Source organism: Paraburkholderia jirisanensis (genome assembly GCF_054782355.1).
On the sequence record NZ_BAAGSQ010000002.1, the window covers coordinates 126,769 to 152,530 of the forward strand.

A 25,762-nucleotide genomic window follows, 5' to 3' on the forward strand; every position below is an offset into this window, starting at 1 on the left:
TGGCGGCGGCGCGTTTGTGCTGACACCGCGAGGTGTTTCAGCCGGGTTTCAGTAGATATGCGCCCGTAGCTCAATGGATAGAGTACTGCCCTCCGAAGGCAGGGGTTGCTGGTTCGATCCCAGCCGGGCGCACCAAACATCACAAATCACAACAGGCAGCATCGGCATCCGGGTGCATGCACTGTTATCTATGTATTGCGTGCCCGCGGCGCGTTAATCCATCCAGAATTCCACACGCGAAACATATGGTAATCCGCAGCCGTCGGATCGCCGATGTGTTCGACGCTCGCGCGTATCCGCCGACGCACTATTTTTCACAAATTCCGCTGATTGCCCGGCCGGTTGCCCATTAACCACAAGCATCCGCCATTCACCCGTTACGCAGTGACCACGCACGCGATCGCCCGCAAAGGCCGTCTGGAAGCCCTCCCGGCGGCAGCCCGATTACGGGTTATCGAATAAAAAATCGGAAACTTTAGGGTTCTGCTCAATTCGCAGGCAATTATCGCGATTCGATCTGACGCTGTGTAAGCCAACGGCCAGTCGATGCGCAGAATCTTCGTTTTCGTGCAACTTGCCCCTTAAAGTTTCCTCCGAGGTGGCCGTTACCCCTAGCAAGGCGAGACACAAACGGTATGTGGTTCGCCGGATCCATCGTCAAAACGGACATGTATTGGGGTCTTCGGCCCATTTAGGAGAAATTTCCATGTTGGGAATTAACAGCAACATCAACTCGCTGGTAGCACAGCAAAACCTGAACGGCTCGCAAGACGCTCTTTCGCAAGCCATTACGCGTCTGTCGTCGGGCAAGCGCATCAACAGCGCGGCTGACGATGCTGCTGGCCTCGCGATCGCGACCGGCATGCAAACGCAGATCAACGGCCTGAACCAGGGCGTGTCGAATGCGAACGACGGCGTGTCGATGATCCAGACCGCCAACAGCGCGCTGGCACAGATCACGTCGAGCCTGCAGCGTATCCGTACGCTGGCTGTGCAAGCTTCGAGCGGCGGCCTGACGGACGACAACCGTGCAGCACTGCAACAAGAAGTGTCGCAGCAGATCCAGGAAGTGAACCGTATCGCTTCGCAAACGCAGTACAACGGCAAGAACATTCTGGACGGCTCGGCTGGTCTGGTTTCGTTCCAGGTCGGCGCGAACGTCGGTCAGAACGTCAGCGTGAACCTGTCGCAAAACCTGTCGGCTGCTTCGGTTGGCGGCGGTAGCGTGCAAGCGGGCGCAGTGCTCGGCTCGATCTCGGTGTCGCTCGATTCGACCGGCGCTCAGTTCTCGTCGACCAGCACGGGCAAGGAAATCACGCAGATCAACGTCCTCGCGGACGGCAAGGGCGGCTATACCTACACCGACCAGGACAACCAGCAAGTCGCCAACAGCGTGGTCGAAGGCGCGGCTAACGTGCTGAACGTGTCGACCGCCGGCAAGATCACGGCTGGCACGAAGCTGGGCGTCGCGGCATCGATCACGGCGATCAACGCCAACAACACGGGCACCAACGCAGCGGGCGACGTGCTCGGCACGATTAGCGGTCTCGATCTGGCCACCAGCGCGACCGGCGCCGTGACCGACGCATCGGCTACCGCAACGTTCCCGGTTCCGTCGGGCAACATCACGTCGGTGACGGTCAAGTCCGACGGCAGCGGCGGCTTCCAGTTCTTCGACCAGAACGGCACCGCGCTGACCACGAACCAGATCGCCGCGATCGGTACCGTGGGCGCCCCGACGGGCACGCCGCCGAAGTCGACGCTGACGGTAGCGGGCACGGCTCCGGGCCAGTTCATCGACGCGAACGCTTCGGGCCAGACCGAAACCGTGTCGAACATCGACATCAGCTCGGCTGACGGCGCTAACTCGGCAATCGAATCGATCGACAACGCACTGTCGCTGGTGAACAACATCCAGGCAAGCCTGGGTGCCGCACAAAACCGTTTCACCGCAATCTCGACGACGCAGCAAGCTCAGTCGACCGACCTGGCGCAAGCGCAATCGCAAATCCAGGACGCCGACTTCGCGCAAGAAACGGCTAACCTGTCGAAGGCTCAAGTGCTGCAACAAGCTGGTATTTCGGTGCTGGCTCAAGCAAACTCGCTGCCGCAGCAAGTTCTGAAGCTCCTCCAGTAAGATTCGGACGCTTCGCAGCCGTGAGGCTGTTTTGACGCAGTAACCGCTCGCGCGCCGCACTTGACCGTACCCGGCGCGCGAGGCGGATTTCACGGAAGGCTTGCCTTCCTTTTTGCCGTTTAGTCTCGATCAGCTACACCCCGAATAAACGACGCACGGAGTCAATCCATGTCCACCGTATCTTCCAGTTTACCCGGCAGCTCCGCCGCCGCAGACGCCCAATCGTTGCTGCAGGCGGCTGCACAGTCGATCATCGCCGGTTCGACTGGCAACACGACGCTCGACACAAGCTCGCTCGTCACTGCGCTCGTCAATGCGAAGGTCGCTGGACAGGTCGACTCCATTGCCAAGCAGACCGGTATCGATACCACCCAGATCACCACCTGGGGCACGCTGCAAGGCGCGCTTTCCGCGCTGCAGGCTGCACTTACCACGCTGTCGAACGGCTCCACGCTGAATGCCTTCACGGCGACCGCAAGTGGCGACGGCCTTACCGCGACGCCGACCGCGGGCTCGGCGACCACCCCGGGCGCGACCGCAGGCTCATATCAGATCGGCGTGAGGCAGATTGCGGCCGCCCAGGTGCTCACGTCAAAGGCCTATGGCACGACCGCGTCGCTCGGCACCGGCACGCTGACGATCTCGGTGGGCGGCAAGTCGATGCAAGTGGGCATCAGCAGCTCGCAAGGCACGGTTGCCGGCATTGCCGCGGCGATCAATTCGGCAAGCAACAACCCGGGCGTTACCGCGACCGTCGTGAACGGCGCCGACGGCGCCCACCTCGTGCTGCACTCGACGAACGGCGGCGCCGCCAATGCGATCAGCGTGGCCGTCAACGAGACCGACGGCGGCTCGACGCTGTCCACGCTGGCGGTGTCGACGGCGGCGGGGGTTCCCCCCACGGTTACTGACAATGGCGACGGCACGAGCACGCTCAACAGCAACGGCTCGACGCTCGCTGCCGGCAGCAGCTGGACGCAGTCCACCGCGGGGCAGGATGCCTACCTGACGATTGACGGCACGCCGGTAACCAGCCCGACCAACTCGGATTCGACGGCCCTGACGGGGGTTACGCTGAATCTGACGGCGGCGGCCATCAGCGATACGCCGCAGACGCTGACGATTGCGCCGGATACGACTACCCAGAACACGAACATCACTGCGTTTGTGAACGCGTACAACACGTACGTTCAGGCGCTCGGCACGGCTACGGCGTTCGACAGCACGGGCGCCACCACCGGTGCGTTGCTGGGCGACCCGACGGTCAACCAGTTGAACAACAGCCTGTCGTCGATCATTGCCAGCTCGGTCGGCACGGGCTCGAGTGCGACGGGCCTCGCCGCACTCGGCATCTCGCTGAACGCTGACGGCACGCTGACGGTGGACAACAACGCGCTCACTACCGCGTTGCAAAGCAATCAGGCCGGCGTCGAGCAGGTGTTCAACTCGACCAATGGCATCGGTGCGCAGTTGAACAATGTGATCACCGCCCAGCTGGGGGACAACGGCGCGGTCACGACGCGCGTCAATGCGCTGAAGGACGACCTGACCGGCAGCGGCCCGAACAGCGTGCCGACCGAGCAGACCGCGTTGACCGCCTACAAGGCGCAGCTGACCACCATGTACACCGCGCAGTTCACCGCGCTGAACAACCTGATGGCGGAGATGAACAACAACGCTCAATATCTGACGGCGCTGTTCGGCGGTCAGAACAGTCAGGGCGCGTTGTCCGCCAACAAGTAATTTTTGAAGGAGCCGGCAGCCATGGAAGCGAATACCGTACTCAACGAAATCTGGCGTCTCACGAAGGATATCGAGCAGGCGGCGGCCGTCGGCGAGTGGGAGCGCACGGCAAGCCTTGCCCTCGAGCGCACGCCGTTGATTCATCAGTTGTCGGCTAGCCAGCCGGCTGCGGCGCTCGAAATGATCCGTGCCATCCAGACGATCGACCGCGCGGTGATGCAGCAGGCAAAAAGTGCGCAGCAGGATATGGGCAGCGAGTACGCGAGCGCGATGAACTCGGTGCGCGGCGCGAGCCAGTATCAGGCAGTCGCGCGTATGCGTCGCTAGGGCTGTATCGCTACGCAGCCGCCGCCGTCGGTTTCGGCGTGATTTGCGTGCTGATCGAAGGATTGAAGCTGATTCGAACCGCGAGGCTATTACTCAAAAGCCGCCCAGGCCATAAAAAGCAGGGCGGCTTTTGTGTTCTCTGTGTTTCAACGCGATGCGCTCAACGTTTGATGAACCGTCGCGAGCCGCGTGCCGGCAAACGGATCGTGGCTCCAGTCCACGGCGGGACGCTTGCTGCTTGCCACCGGCTTGCTCTTTTTTGCTGCGAAGTGTTCGAGTGATTGACCCGCGCTCGTCGCCTGCTTCAGCCATTGCGGCATTTCGCCTTGACCGTCCCACGTATCGCCGACCGCGTTGCTGTAGCGTGCTGCTTTCTGGCGCTTGCGCTCTTCCGACAGTGCCGCCGCAAGATCGCCCACTTTGATGCCGACTTGCGACATGCGACGGCGCAGATAGGCAATCATGCTGTCTCGTTTCCGCTCATCCATTTGCGTTCCCCTTCGAGGGCATTTTGCTGATGCAGGTAAAAGTTGGCGCGTCGTGCTGTGCAGCTTTTCGGCGACGCGTTTTGCGATGGGGGAAGTATCGCTATCCGCAAGTTGCGCGTCGAGGCAGCATTCCTGAAAACATTGTTGCTACGCCAGTAACGCCGGGAGAGACTACGCCTCCGTTTGCAGGCCGCTGTGATGGCTGAAGGCCGGGTGCGAAGAGTTGCATCGCGGACCGGTGATTGATATCCGTAATCGAATTCCGACGGAGGTAAAAATGGCAGCACAGGCGTTCAATTTCGACAGCCCACACGGCTATCACCTATCCGGCAAGCTGGAGCTTCCGGACGGCGCGCCGCGCGGCTGGGCGATCCTCGCGCACTGCTTCACCTGCGGCAAGGACGTGCTCGCTGCGTCGCGTATCGCGCGGGCGCTGGCGTCGAATGGCGTGGGTGTGCTGCGCTTCGACTTCGCGGGTTTAGGCACGAGCGGCGGCTCGTTCGCGGACGCCACGTTCGCCGCGGACGTGACCGATCTCGTCGCGGCCGGCGGCGCGCTCGCCGCGGCGGGCAAGACACCAACGCTGCTGATCGGCCACAGTCTCGGCGGGGCGGCCGTGCTGGCGGCGGCTGGCGCGATGCCCGAGGTGCGCGCGGTCGTCACGATCGGCGCGCCGGCTGACGTCACGCACGTGCTGCATCAATTCGACCCGGCCAGCCTCGCCACCATCGAGTCGCACGGCGAAGCCGAAGTGCAACTCGCCGGCCGGCCGTTCATCGTGCGCAAGACGTTTATCGACGACGCCCGTCAGCACGATCTGAAGGCGCGCATCGCGGATTTACGCAGACCGTTGCTCGTGATGCATTCGCCGCGCGACGCGACAGTCGGAATCGACAATGCGGCGGGCATATTCGCTGCGGCGAAGCACCCGAAAAGCTTTATTTCGCTCGACGACGCGGACCATCTGCTGACGCGCCGCGCCGATGCCGACTACGCGGCGACGATGATCGCGGCGTGGGCGGCGCGCTATCTGCTGCCGGATGCAGAGGGGGCCGCTTCGTGATGCGGTGGTTCCCGCTCTGTCACGGAAACCCGCGACACTACTGGAGCGAGCAAGCGGTGGCGTGCAGAATGGTCATTCGAGCGCTAAGCGGCAAGGCATTGATTGCACGGCTCGGTGACGCAACGGGCGCGAATGGTCCTTGACCATGCGCCTGCTGCCGCGGCGGGCGTCCGCGCTGCGCGCGATTTGACGGGCGGCTACGCTAAACGCCAGCAGCCTGGTGTTAGCCGGCCGAAAGAGAACGGAGGTGGTTTTGATGGTTCACGGGTCGGACGACGATATCCCGCACATCGGTGCGCTGCAGGCGGCGCCGCTGAAGCCGTGCGACGTTCACTGGCAAGCGCTGGAAGTGACGGCGCGCGCGCGTGCCGAACTGCTCGGCAACCGGCCGTGCGTGCTGTGGTTCACGGGTTTGTCGGGCGCCGGCAAGACGACCATCGCGAATCGGGTCGAACAGCAGCTCCATGCGCTCGGCCGCCCGACCTATGTGCTCGACGGCGACAACGTCCGGCACGGGCTGAACCGGGATCTCGGCTTTACCGATGCAGACCGGTCGGAAAACGTCCGGCGAGTAGCCGAGGTGGCCAAGCTGATGACCGACGCCGGCCTGATCGTGCTGGTATCGCTGATCTCGCCGTTTCGCGCGGAACGGCGAACGGCGCGTGCGTTGATGAAGCCGGGCGAGTTCATCGAGATTTTCGTGGATACGCCGCTGGAAGTGGCCGAGGCACGCGATCCGAAGGGGCTGTACCAGAAGGCGCGGCGCGGCGAACTCAAGAATTTCACGGCGATCGATTCACCTTACGAATCGCCCGAACAGGCGGAAATCCGCATCGAGACGACGCGCTGCGATCCGGACACGGCGGCGCGGCAAGTGCTGAATTTTCTTCAACAGACCTGGCAAGCCGGTTCCGGCCGGCTGGATCCGCCGCCAGAGGCTGTGCGGGCTGCAAGGTAGCGCTGCCTGCCATTGGAGTGATGCGTTCTTCAGGGGCGGATTTCGCTTTCGCAAGTGCTTGACTGAATGGCCAAATTGGTAGCCTGCGCCGTATATTCCTGATATCATCGCGGATCGAATTGAGATCGCCTCTGGGTTGAGCGCCACGCCGTTACGGTTCCACAACGGTTGTCCGGCCCTCGTTCCAGTGCTCAGGCGGCAGTCAAGCGCGGCGCGGCAAGCGGTTGTGTCTAGCGTGTGCCAGCGTCTGCGGTGAGCTTTCCACCTCTCTTTTCCGGCCTCCGGGCCGCTTCGCAAGCTGTTTCCCGTTTGTCCGCTACTTCGGCCGGGCGGGAAATGACCGGAGCGCCGGCGCGTCACGGCTTACAGGCGTCCCTCGCGCAAGCTTGCGGTATTCCGCGGCGGTGCTGGACAGTCTTCAATGTCCGTCACGCAGTTGAAACCGTACCAACGATTGAGTTAGGAATTACATGACGACGATTTTTTTGAAGGAAAACGAGCCGTTTGAAGTGGCGATCCGCCGCTTCCGCCGCGCTATCGAAAAGAACGGCCTGATCGCTGAACTGCGCGAGCGCCAGTCGTACGAAAAGCCGACTGCTGTGCGCAAGCGCAAGAAGGCTGCTGCAGTGAAGCGTCTGCACAAGCGTCTGCGTAGCCAGATGCTGCCGAAGAAGCTGCACTAAGCGATTGCACTAAACGGAAAGGCACTCGCGGTGCGCGGCAAAAGCCGGCGCACCGCGATGTCATAGGGTTCGGGCGGCAAATGTGTCGTGTCGGGCTCGACTGTTGGTGTGGCAGCGGGGTGAACCTTATGGGTTCACCCCGCTGTTGTTTTGTGTTTTGGTTTTCGGCGCTGCGCAGCATGCCGGCAGCCGGCGGGCGCGACGCGTGCAGCTTGTGCGAGGCCTAGCGGCTCAACGGTTCAACGGCTCAACTGTTCAGATCGCTCACTGGATTACCCGCTCACTGACCCGGTGGTTCGCAACAGCCCAGCGGCTCACGCGGCGGTTGCCTTGCGGTTACGGCCTTTCTTGCCCAGCGCCGCGCAGCGCGCGTGACAGAAGCAGGTCGTCTCGTGATCGTTGACCATGCCGATGGCCTGCATGAACGAGTAGCAGATCGTCGTGCCGACAAACTTGCAACCGTACTTCTTGAGCGCCTTGCTGAGCGCGTCAGACACCTCGGTCGACGCGGGCGCGTGCGTGTAGGACCCCCAGCTGTTCTGGATCGGCGTCTGGTCGACGAACGACCAGACGAAGTTGGCGAGCGATCCATGTTCTTCGCGGATGTGCTGTACTGCCTGTGCGTTCGTGACCACCGATTCGATCTTGCCGCGGTGGCGCACGATGGACGCGTCGAGCACCAATGCATCGAGCTGCTTCGGCGTGAAGCGTGCCACGGCATCGACGTCGAAATTCGCAAAGGCGCGGCGGTAGCCTTCACGTTTATTCAGAATCGTCGACCATGACAGGCCGGCTTGCGCGCCCTCGAGCACCAGCATTTCGAACAGATGGCGGTCGTTACGGGACGGCACGCCCCATTCGCTGTCGTGATAGTGCGCGAGTGCCTCGCTTGCGGCCCAGTTGCATCGCTGCGTCACGTGCTGCTCCTGCGTTGTGTTGGACAAAGGCTTCGCAAGCATAACGGATCGACAGAGCCGCGCAAGTCGGCCATCCGGCAGATTGCTTCGCTGCACGAGACCTGTCACGCTAACGCGTCATCAATACACCTCAATTCGGACAATGCATACGCACCACTATCTGGTCGGCGTCGATGGCGGAGGCACCGGCACTCGTGTCGTACTCGGCGACGCGCAAGGCCATGAACTGGCCACCGCGGCGAGCGGGCCATCCGGCCTCGCGCTTGGCGTCGAGCGCGCGTGGCAGTCGATCGAAGCGGCCTGCACCGAGGCCTTTGCGCAGGCCGGCGTCGCGCTCGACTGGTCGCGTTGCGTGCTGGGCTGCGGGCTCGCCGGCGTCAACAATCGCGACTGGCTCGCGGCGTTCCGCGCGCGTTCGCCGGGTGCGGCCGCGCTGGCTGTCGAGAGCGACGCGTACACCACGCTGCTGGGTGCTCACGGCGGTGCGCCGGGCGTGATCGTCGCGCTGGGCACCGGCAGCATCGCGGCCGCGCTGGATGCCGCCGGCGCATGCCGGATCGCAGGCGGCTATGGCTATCCGACCGCGGATGAAGCCGGTGGCGTGTGGTTCGGGCTGCGCATCATCGGCCATGCGCAACGAGCACTGGATGGTCGCGCGCCATTCGACGATCTGGCGCGTGCGCTGCTCGAACGGGTCGGCGCGCATGACCGCGACAGCCTGATCGTCTGGCTGTGCAACGCCAATCAAACTGCGTATGCGAGTCTCGCGCCGCTGGTTTTCGAGCATCGCTCGCATCCGGTCGCGGCGGCCTTGCTGGTGGAGGCGGGGCGGCAGATCGAACTGATGGTCACCGCGCTCGACTCCGCAGGCACCTTGCCCATTGCGTTGTGCGGCGGCCTGTCAAAGCCGATTCGCGAGTTCGTGCCGGCGCATCTGCAAGCGCGCCTGCGCGCGCCGCTTGCCGATTCGGCGCACGGCGCGCTACAGCTCGCACAACGCGAGGCTGCGCGCCATGCAAAGCCCGCCTGATGCAACGCTAGAATCCGACGTCTGATTGCTGCCTGTTTGCTGCCCATGTACAAAGTCATCGCCACCGATCTCGACGGCACCTTGCTCAATGCCGATCACCAGGTCGATCCGTTCACCGTCGCAACGGTGCGCAAGCTCGAAGCGCAAGGTCTGCAATTCGTTATCGCGACCGGACGCCATTACTGCGATGTCGCGGGAATCCGCGACGTGCTGGGGATTCGTCCGTACCTCGTTACTTCGAACGGTGCGCGTATCCATACTCCGGACGACACACTGCTGCACACGCAGGATGTTCACCCGGAGGCGGTACAGCGTCTCGTGCAACCGGAGATCACCGGTACGCACGGGCGCGTCATCGTCAATCTGTTTGGCGAGCGCAGCTGGTTTATCGATCGCGATGCGCCCGAACTGCTGCGCTACCATCGGGATTCGGGGTTCATCTACAACGTCGTCGATCTTCTCGCTCACACCGGGCGCGATATCGCGAAAGTGCTCTACATCGGCGAGCCCGCAGATCTCGCGCTGGTCAGCGCGAATCTCGAGCGCGAATTCGGCGCGTCGCTTTACGTCACGTATTCGCTGCCCGATTGCCTCGAGGTAATGGCGGCGAACGTTTCAAAGGGCCGCGCGCTGCAAATCGTGCTGGACCGGCTGGGTGTCGATGCCGCGCGCTGCGTCGCGTTTGGCGACAACATGAACGACATCGATCTGCTCGAAACGGCGGGCCACCCGTTCATGATGAACAACGCAAACCCGGATCTGATCGCCCGCCTGCCCGCAGTGCCACGCATCGGCAACAATTTCGAAGCGGGCGTCGCGCATCACCTGCGCAAGCTGTTCCTCCTGCCGGATGAAATCTTGCCCTGAGCGCCGTTGTTATCCGTGGTTCAAGGGCCGCCACCGGGCCGCAGGCGCAGTGGCGTGGGCAGTGAGCAGCCGCCATTGGCAACGGCAATGGCCGCACGATCCGCCTCGATCAATCACGCCAGCCATTGCCGCGACGATCCCATCCGCGATGGTCCTGATTACCCCAGCGGCGATCGCCGCGATCCCAGTTGCGCTGGCGGTAGTCGCGATGCTCCCAGCGCGGATAGTAGGCGGGCCGCGGTGCTGCATAAACCGGCGCGGGTGCATACGTGCGTACCGGTGCGCCCAGCGACAGACCGATGTTGAAATCGGTATGGGCCTGCGCAACCCCGCATGCGCCCGCGGCCAGACCCGTTGCGACCAGCAGATGAGTGACGATGCGTTTCATCTGATTCTCCTTTGACGCGACGTCGTGTCGCACAAGAACCAATCTACGCACGGCGGACATTGCACGCTGCGAGCAGTTGTTACGGAGTGCAAGGCCGCGTCGCGCGCCACGAGCCCCGTTAGCACGTGGGCTTCTCCGCTGCTCGAAAGCCCGCCACGCACGCTGCACGGGCGGTTGGCGGCCAAACGCGCCGCTGCTTGCGCGTTCACTCCACGACGCCGGCATTACGTAAACCGTAAACGGACCTTACATCTGTGCGATTCGTTTAATACGTTTCAACGCCACACGCCTTTTGCACCGCGCTTTTCCAATGCAATGCACTGACCGCGGACACGCACGCAAACCGTCGCATGCACGGCACTGGTTCAGTCGAAGCCAACTGATTAACCAGATTGGAGCGCATTCGAACAGAGGTTTTCTCAATGCTGGTGTCAAATTTGGTTAATTCGTGACGTGCGATCCCACTTATTCTTCGTAAAATTTGCTGGGCATTTAACCGGTTCTTTCGTAAAAATTATCAGACGATTTCGCGTAAAATGGTTTTCCGTATGTTGCGGATTTTATTAAACAACGCTAATCTCCGAACCAACGGGGTTTGACAAAAAGGGAGGCCGAAATGTCTCAATATGCAGATCTGAGGACTCAGATCGCCAAGCTGCAGGCTCAAGCAGAAGAAGCGCGCCGCGTCGAAGTGGGCAATGTGATCGCGGAAATTCAACGGCAGATTGCCGAGTACGGTTTGACGCCGCAAGACCTTGGCTTCGCCGCTGCCGCACGGCGCGGGCGTCCGCCGAAGAAGGCGCCGCTGCCGCCGAAGTATCGCGACCCGAAAACCGGTAGCACGTGGAGCGGCCGCGGCAAGCCGCCAAAGTGGATTTCGGGCAAGAGCCGCGAGCGTTTTCTGATTGGCCAGTCGTAATCGCCCTGTTGGGTATTGCGTAACCGTCGGTGAACGGGTGCCGGGCTGCGACTTGGCCATCAATTGGCAAATACCGTGAACGGCAGCTAAAGCCGATGGTCCGGTAACCGCTCGGGCATGCTGATAGCCGTTGCTGTCCGCAATAAAAAAGCCGCCCCTTGAGGACGGCTTTTTCGTGAATCGCCAGTTGATACCGGTTGTTTTCAGTTCGCGCAAACGTTTTACATTGCCGTTTAAGCCGGCGGGTATGCGCAGGATATGCGAACAGTTTGCGCAATTAACCCGTGGCTTTAGCCGGCTGCCACGCGCCGCAGAATCGGCCGTTGTGCGGCTTCGATCAACGTCGTATAGCCATCGACATAATTCTGCGCCATCGTTTTCGCGCCGAAGCGACGCTCGAATTGCTCGCGAATGCGAGTGCGCGACAGTTCATCGATACGCTGCACCGCCGCCACCGCGCCCTGCAAATCTTCGGTGATGAAGCCGGTCACACCATGGTCGATCACTTCCGGCACCGAGCCGCGGTTGAAGGCGATCACTGGCGTACCGCAGGCCATCGATTCAATCATCACGAGGCCGAACGGCTCGCTCCAGTCGATCGGGAACAGTAGCGCCTTCGCGCCCGACAGGAACTCCGGCTTCTGCGCCTCGTTGATCTCGCCGACGAACTCGACGTGTGCCTCCGACAGCAGCGGTTCGATCTCCGTCTTGAAATAGTCCATGTCGACCTTGTCGACCTTCGCCGCGATCTTCAGCGGCAGGCCGCTTTGCGCAGCGATGCGGATCGCCGTGTCGACGCGCTTTTCCGGACAGATACGGCCGAGGAACGCGAGGTACTCGGGCTTGCGATGCGGTTGCGGCGTCAGCAGGTTTTCCGGCAGGCCGTGATAGATCGTGTTCAGCCAGTTCGCCTGCGGCAGCGGCTGGCGCTGCGAATCGGAGATCGAAATCACCGGCGCATCGGAGAACGTGTCGAAGATCGGTTGCAGTTCGGGTAGGTCGAGCCGGCCGTGCAGCGTCGTGACAAACGGCGTATCCATCTGCGAGAAAAGGGGGAACGGCAGGTAATCGAGGTGAAAGTGCAGCACGTCGAACTCGTGCGCAATGCTGCGCACCCGTTCCATCAGCAGCACGTGCGGCGCCATCGCGTCGCGCACCGTCGGGTCGAGGCGCAACGCGCGCGGCCAGGCGGCCTCGAGCTTGGCAGACGTAACCGAATCGCCGCTCGCGAATAGCGTGACGTCGTGGCCGAGGTCGACCAGCGCCTCGGTCAGATAGGACACGACCCGCTCGGTACCGCCGTAGAGCTTGGGAGGAACAGCTTCGTAAAGCGGCGCGATTTGTGCGATTCGCATTGGTTGACTCCTGTTCAGAGGGCCATTTCGCACGGCGGCGCGTTAGGCGCGGCGGAAAGCGAAACTGCCGGTCGGACGACGGGCGGTGCACGGTCTGGCACTCGCCCGATGGCGGCCCTAAAGCCGAATCGGGTTATCCCTTAAGGCTCATTATCGATATCCAGCCCGACAATTCGACCTATTTTTCAAACACTTAATGTTGTTACAGCGGGAAACACCCGCTGTTGCAATTGCTTCGTAAGGCGAAAAATCCTTGCCCAGCAAGCGTTTGCGGGCGACGGACATGATCCCGGAGGCGCGCTCGTAGTGCAAGCGCAAGGTTTGGCCGTTACACGTCGATTGTTGCGGAACGATGAAAAAATCCTATAATTCGCCCGCTCAGGTAAGCCGTTCGGCTTGTCCCCGTTTCCTCGTCGTTCTCCCCGCTCCGCTGCCTTTTGTAGGAAAAATTCCTACAGCATTAATGGATTTTTCCGGCGCGCCGACCAGGCTTATGTCCGCTTTCCGTGCGTAATGGCTACGGACACAATGCGTGAGGGCCGTAAAGCGAAGCCGAATGTGTCGGACCGCACAGACACAGAAGAGCAAACGATTTCGTGCCGGCCAGTACAAGACCAGACCAAATCAAGCATCAAGGCCAAAGCTTCAAAAAATTCGGGGAAAATCATGGGCGCTACCGTCGTCAGTAGTGACATGCTCAATGAGATCAAGGAAGTGAATCTGTCGTACCTGCTCCTCGCCCAGCGGCTGCTGCGCGAAGACAAGGCGATGGGCATGTTCCGTATGGGAATCTCGGAGCAACTCGCAGATGTGCTCGTGAATCTGTCGCTCGCGCAAACGGTAAAGCTGTCGGTGTCGAACCAGCTGCTGTGCCGCTTCCGCTTCGACGACCACGCGATTCTTTCGTCGCTTGCCGACAAGGGCAAGCCGACCGCGGTCAGTCAGGCGCACTCCGCGATCCTGATGGCAAGCCAGCCGATCGAGCAACTAGGACGATGACCGCAACCGGCGGCCAGTCGAAGCGCGGAGTACTGCCCAGCGGAATGCCGCCCAGCGGAATGCCGCCCAGCGGACCACCGCCCGACGACATTTCCGTCGCCAACCCAGCGCCGGCAACGGCAAGGAATGCATGACGCATGGCTACCCGGAGCGTCGTGTCTGAAGTCCGCGAGATCACACTCGCGATCGAACTGATCGAACTGGGCGCGCGCCTGCAGTTGCTCGAGGCGGAAACCAGCCTGTCGCGCGACCGCCTGATCAAGCTCTACAAGGAGCTGAAGAGCGAATCGCCGCCGAAAGGCATGCTGCCGTTCTCGACCGACTGGTTCATGACGTGGCAGCCGAACATCCATTCGTCGCTGTTCTACAACATTTACCGTTTCATGGCCGACAGCGGCGGCTGCGGCACGATCCAGTCGATCGTCAAGGGTTACCGGCTCTATCTCGAGCACATGCAGATGCATGGCGACGAACCGGTACTGAGCCTGACGCGCGCATGGACGCTGGTGCGCTTTTTCGACTCCGGCATGCTGCAGCTGACGCCGTGCACGCGTTGCGGCGGGCATTTCGTCGCCCATGCGCACGACCCGCGGGCCGGTTTCGTCTGCGGATTGTGTCAGCCGCCGTCGCGTGCCGGCAAGACGCGCAAGGCTGCCGACGAGCGCGCCCGCGCCGCAGCCTGACGCAGCCGCGCGAGCAGGCGAACAACACAAGCCACGCGACGCGCGCAAGCCTGCCGAGAAGCAAACCGCGCAACGCGGCACAAGCCCGTCGCGCAGCGAACCGTCCACCACCCGCACCGTTTCGGTGCGCGGCCCCTACCGCCCCGAGGTTTACACGGGGGCGGCGCCTCGCCGTTTCCCGCAAAGGTTTTCCGTTGCCCTGCCGTAAACGCAATCATCGACGATCTCCGTCGCCTTACTTCTAAGGGGCCCGGCAGTGCTGATTTTCTTGGGAACACTCGTGACGTTGCTGTCCGTCTTCGGCGGCTACGCGCTGGAAGGCGGGCACCTGGGGGCACTTCTGCAGCCGGTCGAAGTGCTGATGATCGTCGGAGCGGGCGTGGGCGCCTTCATCCTTGGCAACGGGATGAAGACGATCAAGGCGACCGTGAAAGTGATTCCGACGCTGTTCAAGGGCTCGAAGTACAACAAGGACGTCTATATGGAGCTGATGGGCCTCCTGTATGTGCTGCTCGCGAAGGCACGCAAGGAAGGCACGCTGACGCTCGAGGCCGACATCGACGATCCGGAAAAGAGCCCGATCTTCACGCAGTACCCGAAGATCCTCGCGGACCACCACATCGTCGAATTCCTGACCGACTACCTGCGCCTGATGGTGGGCGGCAACATGAATGCGTTCGAGATCGAAAGCCTGATGGACGAAGAGATCGAAACGCACCACGCGGAAGGCGAAGCGCCGAGCCACGCGCTGCAGAAGATCGGCGACGCGATGCCGGCGTTCGGGATCGTCGCGGCGGTGATGGGCGTGGTGCACACGATGGCGTCCGCGGACAAGCCGCCGGCCGTGCTCGGCGAAATGATTGCGCAGGCGCTGGTCGGTACCTTCCTCGGCATTCTGCTTTCGTACGGGCTGATCGGGCCGCTTGCGAGCGTCGCGGAGCAGCGCGTGACCGAGTCGACCAAGATGTTCCAGTGCATCAAGGTGACGATCCTCGCGAGCCTGAACGGCTATGCGCCGGCGATTGCGGTCGAGTTCGGCCGCAAGGTGCTGTTCTCGACCGAGCGCCCGTCGTTCTCGGAACTCGAAGAGCACGTACGCCGCGTGAAGGCCAAGTAAGCGCGACATAAGCAACACAGACCACGCAACACCGGCAGCAAAGAACAGCGAAGTAAGGGCTAACTGGACGGATCAGGACGAAGGCGGAGCAGCCGATGAGCAAGGAAAAAGATCGCGCGATCGTCGTGAAACGTTCGGCGCCGAAAGGAAAGGCCCACCACGGCGGCGCATGGAAACTCGCGTACGCGGACTTCATGACCGCGATGATGGCGTTCTTCCTGTTGATGTGGCTGCTGAGCTCGGCGAGCTCGGTGCAGCTGAAGGGCATCGCCGATTACTTCAACGAGCCGTTGAAAGTCACGTTGTGGGGCGGCGACCGCAGCTCGACCGATGCGAGCATCGTGCACGGCGGCGGCCGCGACATCTCGACAGACCGGGAAGGCGTGACGCACCGGTCCGACGGCACGTCGCGCAACGATACGCGCACCATCGCGCACAACGACGACCAGGCGAGCGCGCAGACGCAGGGCCAGCTGGAGCGGCGCGAACAGGCGCGCCTGCACGACCTGCAGGTGAAGCTGATGGCAGCGATCCAGGCGAACCCGGTGCTGCGCCAGTTCAAGCAACAGATTCGCATCGATTCGACGCTGCAGGGCTTGCGCATCGAAATCGTCGATACACAAAAGCGGCCGATGTTCGCCACCGCGAAGGATGAGGTCGAGCCGTATATGCGCGACATCCTGCGCGAGATCGGCAAGACGCTGAACGACGTACCGAACCGCATCGTCGTGCAGGGGCACACCGACGCGGTGCCGTACGCGGGCGGCGAGAAGGGCTATAGCAACTGGGAGCTGTCGGCGGATCGCGCGAGCGCGTCGCGGCGCGAGCTGGTGGCAGGCGGAATGGACGAAGCGAAGGTGCTGCGCGTGATTGGCCTGGCGTCGACGCAGAACCTGAACAAGGCCGACCCGCTCGACCCGGAAAACCGGCGCATCAGCATCATCGTGCTCAACAAGAAGTCGGAGGAGCAGATGATGCAGGACGATACGACCACCACGACGCTGTCGAACGACGCGAACGGTTCGGCCGCCGACGCGGCGCCGCTGCTGCAGGCACTTCCCGCGCAACCGGCGCCGGTGATGCCGGCCGCACCGACGCCGGCCGCACCGACGCCGGTAGCACCGAACCTGGCGCCAGCGCCGGTGGCAGTACCGGCCAAATAAACCAGCACAGGGGACGGAGCGAGGCATTCATGATCAGGCAGATTCTTGCGATCGACGATTCGGCAGCGATGCGGGAGATTCTCTCGGCGACGCTGACGTCAGCGGGTTACGAAGTGACGGTCGCGGCGGACGGTAACGAAGGGCTCGAGCACGCGCTGGCGATGGCGTTCGACCTCGTGCTGACCGATCAGCACATGCCGGGCAAGACGGGCGTCGATCTGATCGTCGAGTTGCGGGCCAACCCGGCCTACGAAGCGACGCCGATCCTGTTGCTGACGACCGAATCCGGCGAACCCTTCAAGGCGGCGGCGCGCGCGGCGGGCGCCACCGGCTGGATCGAGAAGCCACTCGACCCGGATTTGCTGACCGAACTGGTCGCGACGCTGGGCGAGCACTGATCGCAGCACGCAGTAACAGTACAAAGCACGAAGAGACCAGCAGACAGAATCATTCGCGGTGAAACAGGCATGACACTCGATATCACACAGTTCTACCAGACGTTCTTTGACGAAGCGGACGAACTGCTCGCGCAGATGGAGCAGTTGCTGCTCAATCTCGACGTCGGTCATCCGGATCCGGAGGACCTCGCCGCGATTTTCCGCGCTGCGCACTCGATCAAGGGTGGCGCCGCGACGTTCGGCTTTACCGCGCTGACCGAGACCACGCACATTCTCGAGTCGCTGCTCGACCGCGCGCGCAACAACGAGCTGGTGCTGCGCAAGGACATGATCGACACGTTCCTCGAGACGAAGGACGTGTTGTCGGGTCAGCTGGCCGACTATCGCGCGAGCCAGGAGCCGGATACGGCGGTGGCCGCGGCGATCTGCGCGAAGCTCGAGCGGCTGAATGCGGAGAATCGCTTCGGCGCCGAGGCGCCGGCTGCGGCAGCAACAGCAGCAACTGCAGCACCCGCACCCCTGCCGCCGGGCACACCGCCCGAGCACGTGGTCGACCAGGCAGTCGAAGCGGTACACACAGGTAATGCAGCACCCGCCGGCCATGCAGCATCGCCGGCACCAAGCGGCGCAACAGACGCCGCCGCAGGTCCCCATCTGAAAATTACGCTACGGGGCGTTGGGGAGAAGGACGAGGCTCTGCTCGCAGAAGAACTGGGCAACCTCGGACAGGTCGTCGGCCAGATCAAGGCCGGCAGCGACCTGACGTTGTGGCTGGAAACCGAAGTGTCGGCCGACGATATCGTCGCCGTGTGCTGCTTCGTGATCGACGAGAGCCAGATCTCGATCGGCCGCGGTGTGGCGCCTGCGGGAGAGGGCGAGCAGGCTGACACAGAAGCGGCTGTGGAACCGGCGCGTGTGGCGGTGGCAGCACCGACGCCCGCGCCGGCACCGGCTGTACAGGCGGCTGCGCCGGTCACGGCGCCGGCAGTCACCGCAGCGGTGGCACCAGCAAGTGCGGCGAGCGCACCGAGCGCCGCCAGCACGCCGGCGCCTGCGGCCGTACCGGCACCGGCAGCCGCACCCGCCACCGCAGCAGCAACCGACCAGGAGCGCAAGGCGCGCCCGGCCGCCGCCGCAGCCAGCGCGGAAGGCAGTTCGATCCGCGTCGGCGTGGAAAAAGTCGACCAGCTGATCAACCTGGTCGGCGAACTGGTGATCACGCAGGCGATGCTCGCGGAAACCACCAGCACCTTCGATCCGGCCTTGCACGACCGCCTGTTCAACGGCATGGCGCAGCTCGAGCGCAACGCGCGCGACCTGCAGGAAGCGGTGATGTCGATCCGCATGATGCCGATGGACTACGTGTTCAGCCGCTTCCCGCGCCTCGTGCGCGATCTCGCGGCGAAGCTCGGCAAGGAAGTGGAACTGGTCACCTTCGGTCAGGCGACCGAACTCGACAAGAGCCTGATCGAACGGATCATCGATCCGCTCACGCACCTCGTGCGCAACAGTCTCGATCACGGTATCGAAACGGTTGAAGCACGCCGCGCGGTGGGCAAGGACGGCACCGGCCAGCTGGTGCTGTCGGCCGCGCATCACGGCGGCAACATCGTGATCGAAGTGAGCGACGACGGCGCCGGCCTGCGCCGCGACAAGATTCTCGCAAAGGCGATGAAACAGGGCCTTTCCGTCAGCGACACGATCTCCGACGAAGAAGTCTGGAACCTGATCTTCATGCCGGGCTTCTCGACCGCCGAGCAGGTCACCGACGTGTCGGGCCGCGGCGTCGGCATGGACGTCGTAAAGCGCAACATCCAGTCGATGGGCGGCCACGTAGAAATCACGTCGCACGCGGGCAAGGGCACTACCACGCGCATCGTGCTGCCGCTGACGCTGGCGATTCTCGACGGCATGTCGGTGAAGGTCGGCAACGAGATTTTCATCCTGCCGCTGAACTTCGTGATGGAGTCGCTGCAGCCGCGCGCCGAAGACATCTACACGGTCGCCAACGGCGAACGTGTGGTGCGCGTGCGCGGCGAATACCTGCCGCTGGTCGCGCTGCACGAAGTGTTCACCGTCGAAGGTGCGCGCACCGACCCGACCCAGGGCATCGTCACGATCATGGAAACCGAGGGCCGCCGTTTCGCGATGCTGATCGACGAACTGGTGGGCCAGCAGCAGGTGGTCGTGAAGAACCTCGAAACGAATTACCGCAAGGTGCACGGCATTTCCGCGGCGACCATTCTCGGCGACGGCAGCGTCGCGCTGATCGTCGACGTGGCGGCGCTGAACCGCGAATCGCGCAGCGCACACGGCGCGCTGGCGCTGGCCTGAAAGCCCGGCACCGCTCAACGACAGATAGATCAATTCATACCCATTTCTGGGGGCTAACGTGGCAGATATTCAATCGATCAACCCGGCCATGAGCGGCGCGGTCAGCCGTCGCGACGCAGCGCAGAACGACGCTGGCGGCCAGGAGTTTCTGGTCTTCACGCTCGGCGCCGAAGAGTACGGCATCGACATCCTGAAGGTGCAGGAAATCCGCGGCTACGACAGCGTCACGCGGATTGCGAACGCGCCTGAATTCATCAAGGGCGTGATCAACCTGCGCGGCATCATCGTGCCGATCGTCGACATGCGCATCAAGTTTCATCTCGGGCGCGTCGAGTACGACCATCAGACGGTCGTGATCATCCTGAACGTCGCGCATCGCGTGGTGGGCATGGTGGTGGACGGGGTGTCCGACGTGCTGACGCTGACCGCCGACCAGATCATGCCGGCACCGGAGTTCGGCGCGACGCTGACCACCGAATACCTGACCGGCCTCGGCACGGTCGACGGCCGCATGCTGATCCTGATGGACATCGAAAAGCTGATGACCAGCCGCGAAATGGCGTTGATCGAGGCGCTCAGCGTCTGACCAACCGGCGAGTCGGGAGAGAGACATGTTCAACCGGTGGTCGATCCGCGCGACGCTGACTGCAATCGGCGCGGTGATGGTACTGCTGACCGTGGCGGTCGGCGGCTTGGGCCTGTACGCGCTGGCACGCGCGAGCAACGGGCTCGGCGAGATCGCGGGCGGCGACCTCGCGGCGACGCGCGCGCTCAACGATACCTCGTCGTATCTGTTGCGCGGGCGCGTGTCGCTCGATCGCGCGAGCGGCCTGTTGAGCGATGGCGAACTGGATCAGGCGAAGCAGGCGCTCGATCGCGCGCAGGATCTGTTCAATCACTCGAACGACGCATGGCAGACCTTCTCGGCGCTGCCGAAGACCGGCGTCGACCAGCAGTTGGTCGACGATGCGGCCGCCCGCCGCGCCACGCTGGTTCATGACGGCGTGCAGGCCGAACTCACCGCGCTGCGCGATGTCGACCTGACCACTTACCGGAAGATCGCGAACACGCAGATCAGCCCGCTGTTCGTCGCGTTCGACAACGCCACGACGCCGCTCGTCAAGGCGTTGCAGGACCGCGCGAACCAGCATCGCGACCACGCGATCGCGCACATGGAAACGATGCGCGTGCTGATCATCGGCGGCATCGCGATCGCAGTGCTGATGATGGTCGCGGTGCGCATCGCGCTGCGCGGCATGATCGTGCAGCCGCTCAACGATGCGATTGCCTGCTTCGAGCGGATTGCCACCGGCGATCTGACGCAAAGCATCGACACGCAAAGCCGCAATGAAATGGGCCGCCTGTTCGCGGCGATCCGCAAGATGCAGGACGGCGTATCCGCGCTGGTGAAGGCGGTGCACGGCAGCACCGAATCGATCGACACCGGCGCGCGCGAAATCGCGATGGGCAACACCGACCTGTCGCAGCGTACCGAGCAGCAGGCGGCTTCGCTGCAGGAGACCGCCTCGAGCATGGACCAGCTGACCGGCACGGTGCGCCAGAACGCGGAAAACGCGCGGCAGGCGAGCCAGCTGGCGGTCAACGCGTCCGATATCGCGACGCGTGGCGGCGAGGTGGTCAGCGAAGTCGTGGTGACGATGCGCGATATCACGGCAAGTTCGAACAAGGTGGTCGACATCATCGGCGTGATCGAAGGCATCGCGTTCCAGACCAACATCCTCGCGCTGAATGCGGCGGTCGAGGCGGCGCGCGCCGGCGAACAGGGCCGCGGCTTCGCGGTGGTGGCGGGCGAAGTGCGCAGCCTCGCGCAGCGCAGCGCGAGCGCCGCGAAGGAGATCAAGGAACTGATCGGCGACTCGGTCACCCGCGTGCAGAACGGCTCGGAACTGGTCGGCCGGGCCGGCACGACGATGGAAGAGATCCTGCAGGCGGTGCGCCGCGTGACCGACATCATGGGCGAGATCAGCTCGGCATCGGAAGAGCAGTCGGGCGGCATCGAGCAGGTGAATCGCGCGGTCAGCCAGATGGACGACGTCACGCAGCAGAATGCGGCGCTGGTCGAACAGGCTGCCGCTGCGGCGGCATCGCTGGAAGAGCAGACGCGGCAATTGCGTGGTGTGGTGGGGACGTGGCGTGTGGCCGGTGCGAACCACGCCGGCTTTGCGGCGGCGGTTCAGACGCCTGCGCGCAGCGGCGCAATGCGCCCGCAAGCGGCCGCACACAGCGCGACGTCGCAGCGCGCGCCGGCTGCCAAGGCGGCAACGGTTGCGCCGGCCGGCAAAGCGGCGCGACCTGCAGCGGGCTCGGGACATGGCGCGACGCATGGCGCAGCCCCCAGCGCAGCACAGCGCGCGACGGCCAGCAACACACCCGGCAGCGCACCCAGCACCACCCACGCCGAACCCACGCAACCGAGGCACGACGCGCCGGGCGGCCGTACCGAACCGGTGCTGAAGCGCCCGGTGCTGTCGCGCGGCGCGGCGCCGGCCGCCACCGCAGCCAGTGCGGACGCGGATTGGGAAACGTTCTAGAAGGATCGAGGCAGAACATGCAGATGCACGGTATCGCGCCCGTTGACGGGCGACATTGCACAGCGCGCCGCAGCGGCGCGCGGGTGCAAGGCCGTGCGTCGCGAGTGAGCGCGATGGCGGCGAGCAGGCTTGTGCCGCGTCAGGGGAATCTATGAGCGATTTGCGCGCACCGCAGAAAACCGGCCGTACCGATACGCCGCGTGCCGGCGAGCCCGGCCGCGACTTCGAGTTCACGTCGGCGGACTTCAACCGGATCCGTGAGCTGATCTATCGCCGCGCCGGTATTTCGCTGTCCGACCACAAACGCGACATGGCGTACAGCCGGCTGGCGCGCCGCCTGCGCGCGCTCGGCCTCGACAGTTTTCGCGTTTACCTCGACCAGCTCGAAGCCGACGACGATCCGGCCGAGTGGGAAGCTTTCACCAATTCGCTGACAACCAACCTGACCGCGTTTTTCCGCGAAGCGCATCACTTTCCGATTCTTGCGGAGTTTGTCGCGAAGCGGCCGCAGCCGGTGTCGGTGTGGTGCTCGGCGGCTTCGACCGGCGAAGAACCGTATTCGATCGCAATGACGCTGGTCGAAGCGCTCGGCGACAGCGCCGCGCGCCAGGCCACCGTGCTCGCCACCGACATCGACACGCAGGTGCTCGCCAAATGCGACGCGGGCGTCTATCAGTACGAGCAGGTGCGGCATCTATCGGCAGAGCGTCTGAAGCGTTTCTTCCTGCGCGGCACCGGCGGCCATGCCGGGCTCGTGAAAGTGCGCCCCGAATTGCGCGCGATGATCCGCTTCGAGCAACTGAACCTGACCGACCGCGACTACGGTTTGCGCAGCCAGTTCGACGCGATCTTCTGCCGCAACGTGATGATCTACTTCGACAAGCCGACCCAGTCGCAGGTGCTCGCGCGCTTCGAACCGCTGGTCAAGCCGCGCGGCTTGCTGTTCGCCGGGCATTCGGAGAACTTCACGTACGTGACCCAGGCGTTCCGGCTGCGTGGCCAGACCGTCTACGAACTGACGCGCGACGACGCCGCACCCGCACGGGCGCCGCATGGTACGCGGCCGCGCGGCACGCTCAATGAGGTGAGCGCATGAGCGGACTGCCGATCGCCAACAACCTGTATTACGACAACCACTTCAAGCGCCCCGGCGTGAAGTTGTTGCCCAACGAGTTCTACACGACCAACGAAGACATGGTGCTGGTCACCGTACTCGGTTCGTGTGTGGCCGCGTGCATCCAGGACCGTACCGCCGGGATCGGCGGCATGAACCACTTCATGCTGCCGGACGACGGTGCCGAAGTCGTGCAGGCGGCCTCCGACGCGATGCGCTACGGCGCGTACGCGATGGAAGTGCTGATCAATGAACTGATCAAGGCCGGCGGCCGGCGCGAGCGCCTCGAGGCGAAAGTGTTCGGCGGCGCGGCGGTATTGGCCGGCATGACGACGATCAACATCGGCGATCGCAATTCGGAATTCGTGCGCCGCTATCTGGCGCTGGAGAAAATCCGCATCGTCGCCGAAGATCTGCAGGGCGCGCATCCGCGCAAGGTTGCGTTCCTGCCGCGTACCGGCCAGGTGATGGTGAAAAAGCTCGGGTTGCAGCAAGACCCGGAAGTGGCGGAGCGCGAGCGCGTGTTGGCCCGGCAGACCGCCGAGGCACGTGCCGAGCGGCTCGCGAAAGCGCGTGCGCGCGTCGAGCTGTTCAGCGGCGGGCGCGGTGCGCCCGGTGCGGGCGGCGCGCTGGGTGCGGCCGGAAGTGTGACTGGTAGTGTGGGCTTACGCCCGGCGCTGCCGGCCGGCGCGGCAGCAGCAGGGGCGGCAGGCGTCGCTCCGGCACGGCCGCGTATCGAGCTGTTCGGCGCGGGCGGCCGCGAGAACGATTCCAAAAATGCGCGGACCGCAGAGGAGGCGTGATTATTGTGCAAAAGATCAAGGTGTTGTGTGTCGACGATTCGGCGCTGATTCGCAGCCTGATGACCGAGATCATCAACAGCCAGCCGGACATGACGGTGGTCGCCACCGCGCCTGACCCGCTGGTGGCGCGCGAGCTCATCAAGCAGCACAACCCGGACGTGCTGACACTCGACGTCGAAATGCCGCGCATGGACGGCCTCGATTTCCTCGAGAAGCTGATGCGTCTGCGGCCGATGCCGGTGGTGATGGTGTCGTCGCTGACCGAGCGCGGCTCGGAAATCACGCTGCGCGCGCTCGAACTCGGTGCGGTCGATTTCGTCACGAAGCCGCGCGTCGGGATTCGCGACGGCATGCTCGACTACGCGGAAAAGCTCGCCGACAAGGTGCGCGCCGCGGCCCGCGCGCGGGTGCGCCAGGCAGCGCCGGTTGCGCATCCGGCGGGCAGCGCCGCACATGCTGCGGCACCGGCGGCGACGCCCGCGCCGCTGTTCAACAATCCGCTCGTCAGTACCGAGAAGCTGATCATCGTCGGCGCATCGACGGGCGGCACCGAGGCGATTCGCGAAGTGCTGGTGCCGCTGCCGCCCGATGCGCCGGCGGTGCTGATCGCGCAGCATATGCCGCCGGGCTTCACGAAGTCGTTCGCGCAGCGCCTGAACGGTCTGTGCCGGATCACCGTGAAGGAAGCCGAGCATGGCGAGCGCGTGCTGCCGGGTCATGCGTACATCGCGCCGGGCCACGCACACCTTTTGCTGGCGCGCAGCGGCGCGAACTATATTGCGCATCTGTCGGACGAGCCGCCGGTGAACCGTCACCGGCCGTCGGTCGACGTGCTGTTTCGTTCGGCGGCGCAGCATGCGGGCAAGAACGCGGTGGGCGTGATCCTGACCGGCATGGGCCGTGACGGCGCCGCCGGTCTGCTCGACATGCGCCAGGCGGGCGCCTACACGCTGGCGCAGGATGAAGCGAGCTGCATCGTGTTCGGCATGCCGCGCGAGGCGATCGCGCTGGGTGCGGCCGACGACATTTCGCCGCTATCCGACATGAGCCGCCGTGTAATGGCGCGGCTCGCTTCGATGGGCGAACGGGTGCAGCGTGTGTAATGATGCCGGTCGCGGCGGCGCTTGCGAATGCGCGCGGCCGTGGCGACGTATTTGCGGCGTGTTACACGTATTGCGGCGGCTGAACGGTTGAAAGGCTGAAAGGCCGAACCAGGGTGACGGCAAGGCCGGCGCCCGGGTCCGCGGCGACGGAAACTGAATGACGCACGGGCGGCGGCGCGCCGCCCGTCTGGATCAAGGTAACAGGGGAATGTGTGATGGATAAGGGAATGAAAATCCTGGTGGTGGACGACTTTCCGACGATGCGCCGGATTGTCCGCAACCTGCTGAAGGAGCTCGGCTACTCGAACGTCGACGAAGCCGAAGACGGCGCGGCCGGCCTCGCGCGGCTGCGCAGCGGCGCGTACGAGTTCGTGATTTCGGACTGGAACATGCCGAATCTCGACGGTCTCGCGATGCTGAAGGAAATCCGCGCGGACGCGAACCTGACGCACCTGCCGGTGCTGATGGTGACCGCCGAATCGAAGAAGGAAAACATCATCGCGGCCGCCCAGGCGGGTGCGAGCGGCTACGTGGTGAAGCCGTTCACTGCAGCGACACTCGACGAGAAGCTCAACAAGATTCTCGAGAAGATGAGCAAAACCGGGAGCTGATGTGGACCAG

General features: G+C 63.7%; 24 protein-coding genes, 1 tRNA gene and 1 pseudogene. 22 read left to right on the forward strand and 4 right to left on the reverse strand.

From position 1 onward, the window contains the following. The first annotated feature begins 59 nt into the window (after nucleotides 1-59). The 4 genes from ACYVNQ_RS00965 to fliT all read left to right on the forward strand — a co-directional run bounded on the left by ACYVNQ_RS00965 (nucleotide 60) and on the right by fliT (nucleotide 4,207). A tRNA-Arg gene (locus tag ACYVNQ_RS00965) sits at nucleotides 60-135 on the forward strand. 571 nt (nucleotides 136-706) lie between these two features. Beyond that, complete coding sequence (locus tag ACYVNQ_RS00970; RefSeq protein ID WP_460900263.1) at nucleotides 707-2,137, forward strand: flagellin; 1,431 nt, start codon at nucleotides 707-709, stop codon at nucleotides 2,135-2,137. Between the two features lie 168 nt (nucleotides 2,138-2,305). After that, nucleotides 2,306-3,880 (forward strand): flagellar filament capping protein FliD, encoded by a 1,575-nt coding sequence (gene fliD / locus ACYVNQ_RS00975; RefSeq protein WP_460900264.1) that lies wholly within the window; start codon nucleotides 2,306-2,308, stop codon nucleotides 3,878-3,880. Nucleotides 3,881-3,901: 21 nt separating this feature from the next. Beyond that, a complete protein-coding gene (fliT, locus tag ACYVNQ_RS00980; RefSeq protein WP_460900266.1) occupies nucleotides 3,902-4,207 on the forward strand; it encodes a flagellar protein FliT in 306 nt (101 codons plus the stop codon). A gap of 146 nt (nucleotides 4,208-4,353) precedes the next feature. Here the strand turns inward: fliT and ACYVNQ_RS00985 are convergent, their stop codons facing one another. After that, a complete protein-coding gene (locus tag ACYVNQ_RS00985) occupies nucleotides 4,354-4,695 on the reverse strand; it encodes an H-NS family nucleoid-associated regulatory protein (RefSeq protein WP_460900267.1) in 342 nt (113 codons plus the stop codon). 277 nt (nucleotides 4,696-4,972) lie between these two features. On the opposite strand from ACYVNQ_RS00985, the gene ACYVNQ_RS00990 reads away from it, so the two are divergent. From ACYVNQ_RS00990 to rpsU, 3 genes and pseudogenes are all read left to right on the forward strand, one after another. After that, nucleotides 4,973-5,758: an alpha/beta hydrolase family protein gene (locus tag ACYVNQ_RS00990; RefSeq protein ID WP_460900268.1), complete on the forward strand. Its 786-nt coding sequence runs from the start codon at nucleotides 4,973-4,975 to the stop codon at nucleotides 5,756-5,758. Nucleotides 5,759-6,050: 292 nt separating this feature from the next. Continuing rightward, nucleotides 6,051-6,716 (forward strand): annotated as a pseudogene (gene cysC / locus ACYVNQ_RS00995) (adenylyl-sulfate kinase); the annotation flags it as partial. A 470-nt stretch (nucleotides 6,717-7,186) separates the two neighbouring features. Next, nucleotides 7,187-7,399: a 30S ribosomal protein S21 gene (rpsU, locus tag ACYVNQ_RS01000; RefSeq protein ID WP_075155305.1), complete on the forward strand. Its 213-nt coding sequence runs from the start codon at nucleotides 7,187-7,189 to the stop codon at nucleotides 7,397-7,399. 314 nt (nucleotides 7,400-7,713) lie between these two features. Here the strand turns inward: rpsU and ACYVNQ_RS01005 are convergent, their stop codons facing one another. Then, nucleotides 7,714-8,358, reverse strand: a complete 645-nt coding sequence (locus tag ACYVNQ_RS01005) for a DNA-3-methyladenine glycosylase I (RefSeq protein WP_460900269.1) — start codon at nucleotides 8,356-8,358, stop codon at nucleotides 7,714-7,716. Between the two features lie 100 nt (nucleotides 8,359-8,458). Here ACYVNQ_RS01005 and ACYVNQ_RS01010 point away from each other — a divergent pair, with 100 nt between their 5' ends. Both ACYVNQ_RS01010 and ACYVNQ_RS01015 read left to right on the forward strand, forming a co-directional pair. Beyond that, complete coding sequence (locus ACYVNQ_RS01010; RefSeq protein ID WP_460900270.1) at nucleotides 8,459-9,346, forward strand: glucosamine kinase nucleotide-binding domain-containing protein; 888 nt, start codon at nucleotides 8,459-8,461, stop codon at nucleotides 9,344-9,346. A gap of 45 nt (nucleotides 9,347-9,391) precedes the next feature. Then, nucleotides 9,392-10,213, forward strand: a complete 822-nt coding sequence (locus ACYVNQ_RS01015) for a Cof-type HAD-IIB family hydrolase (RefSeq protein WP_460900271.1) — start codon at nucleotides 9,392-9,394, stop codon at nucleotides 10,211-10,213. A 109-nt stretch (nucleotides 10,214-10,322) separates the two neighbouring features. Here ACYVNQ_RS01015 and ACYVNQ_RS01020 read toward each other — a convergent pair whose 3' ends face one another. Then, nucleotides 10,323-10,601, reverse strand: coding sequence for a hypothetical protein (locus ACYVNQ_RS01020; protein WP_460900272.1), 279 nt, complete (start codon nucleotides 10,599-10,601; stop codon nucleotides 10,323-10,325). A gap of 616 nt (nucleotides 10,602-11,217) precedes the next feature. Here ACYVNQ_RS01020 and ACYVNQ_RS01025 point away from each other — a divergent pair. After that, entirely contained in the window at nucleotides 11,218-11,520 is a 303-nt protein-coding gene (locus ACYVNQ_RS01025) for an H-NS histone family protein (protein ID WP_460900274.1), read from the forward strand. Between the two features lie 290 nt (nucleotides 11,521-11,810). Here the strand turns inward: ACYVNQ_RS01025 and ACYVNQ_RS01030 are convergent, their stop codons facing one another. Further along, nucleotides 11,811-12,875, reverse strand: a complete 1,065-nt coding sequence (locus ACYVNQ_RS01030; RefSeq protein ID WP_460900275.1) for a glycosyltransferase family 4 protein — start codon at nucleotides 12,873-12,875, stop codon at nucleotides 11,811-11,813. Nucleotides 12,876-13,541: 666 nt separating this feature from the next. Here ACYVNQ_RS01030 and flhD point away from each other — a divergent pair. The 12 genes from flhD (at nucleotide 13,542) to cheY (ending at nucleotide 25,752) form a co-directional block, all read left to right on the forward strand. After that, nucleotides 13,542-13,874, forward strand: coding sequence for a flagellar transcriptional regulator FlhD (flhD, locus tag ACYVNQ_RS01035; RefSeq protein WP_460900276.1), 333 nt, complete (start codon nucleotides 13,542-13,544; stop codon nucleotides 13,872-13,874). A gap of 137 nt (nucleotides 13,875-14,011) precedes the next feature. Continuing rightward, complete coding sequence (gene flhC / locus ACYVNQ_RS01040; RefSeq protein ID WP_460900277.1) at nucleotides 14,012-14,557, forward strand: flagellar transcriptional regulator FlhC; 546 nt, start codon at nucleotides 14,012-14,014, stop codon at nucleotides 14,555-14,557. Between the two features lie 256 nt (nucleotides 14,558-14,813). Next, entirely contained in the window at nucleotides 14,814-15,674 is an 861-nt protein-coding gene (motA, locus tag ACYVNQ_RS01045) for a flagellar motor stator protein MotA (protein ID WP_460900278.1), read from the forward strand. 95 nt (nucleotides 15,675-15,769) lie between these two features. Next, nucleotides 15,770-16,837 carry a flagellar motor protein MotB gene (gene motB / locus ACYVNQ_RS01050; protein ID WP_460900279.1) on the forward strand — a complete coding sequence of 356 codons (1,068 nt, stop codon included), beginning with the start codon at nucleotides 15,770-15,772 and terminating at the stop codon, nucleotides 16,835-16,837. A 29-nt stretch (nucleotides 16,838-16,866) separates the two neighbouring features. Then, nucleotides 16,867-17,235: a response regulator gene (locus ACYVNQ_RS01055; protein ID WP_460900280.1), complete on the forward strand. Its 369-nt coding sequence runs from the start codon at nucleotides 16,867-16,869 to the stop codon at nucleotides 17,233-17,235. A 69-nt stretch (nucleotides 17,236-17,304) separates the two neighbouring features. Next, complete coding sequence (gene cheA, locus ACYVNQ_RS01060) at nucleotides 17,305-19,569, forward strand: chemotaxis protein CheA (protein WP_460900281.1); 2,265 nt, start codon at nucleotides 17,305-17,307, stop codon at nucleotides 19,567-19,569. A gap of 58 nt (nucleotides 19,570-19,627) precedes the next feature. Further along, nucleotides 19,628-20,155 carry a chemotaxis protein CheW gene (gene cheW, locus ACYVNQ_RS01065; protein ID WP_460900282.1) on the forward strand — a complete coding sequence of 176 codons (528 nt, stop codon included), beginning with the start codon at nucleotides 19,628-19,630 and terminating at the stop codon, nucleotides 20,153-20,155. Nucleotides 20,156-20,180: 25 nt separating this feature from the next. Continuing rightward, nucleotides 20,181-22,121: a methyl-accepting chemotaxis protein gene (locus ACYVNQ_RS01070; protein WP_460900283.1), complete on the forward strand. Its 1,941-nt coding sequence runs from the start codon at nucleotides 20,181-20,183 to the stop codon at nucleotides 22,119-22,121. A 151-nt stretch (nucleotides 22,122-22,272) separates the two neighbouring features. Further along, nucleotides 22,273-23,217, forward strand: a complete 945-nt coding sequence (locus tag ACYVNQ_RS01075) for a CheR family methyltransferase (RefSeq protein WP_460900284.1) — start codon at nucleotides 22,273-22,275, stop codon at nucleotides 23,215-23,217. Next, nucleotides 23,214-24,038: a chemoreceptor glutamine deamidase CheD gene (cheD, locus tag ACYVNQ_RS01080; RefSeq protein WP_460900285.1), complete on the forward strand. Its 825-nt coding sequence runs from the start codon at nucleotides 23,214-23,216 to the stop codon at nucleotides 24,036-24,038. The genes ACYVNQ_RS01075 and cheD overlap by 4 nt, the downstream gene beginning before the upstream one ends. A 2-nt stretch (nucleotides 24,039-24,040) precedes the next feature. Next, nucleotides 24,041-25,141: a protein-glutamate methylesterase/protein-glutamine glutaminase gene (locus ACYVNQ_RS01085; RefSeq protein WP_460900486.1), complete on the forward strand. Its 1,101-nt coding sequence runs from the start codon at nucleotides 24,041-24,043 to the stop codon at nucleotides 25,139-25,141. 215 nt (nucleotides 25,142-25,356) lie between these two features. Beyond that, the gene (gene cheY / locus ACYVNQ_RS01090; RefSeq protein WP_460900286.1) at nucleotides 25,357-25,752 is read left to right on the forward strand and encodes a chemotaxis response regulator CheY; all 396 of its coding nucleotides are present in this window, start codon (nucleotides 25,357-25,359) and stop codon (nucleotides 25,750-25,752) included. Nucleotides 25,753-25,762 lie beyond the last annotated feature (10 nt).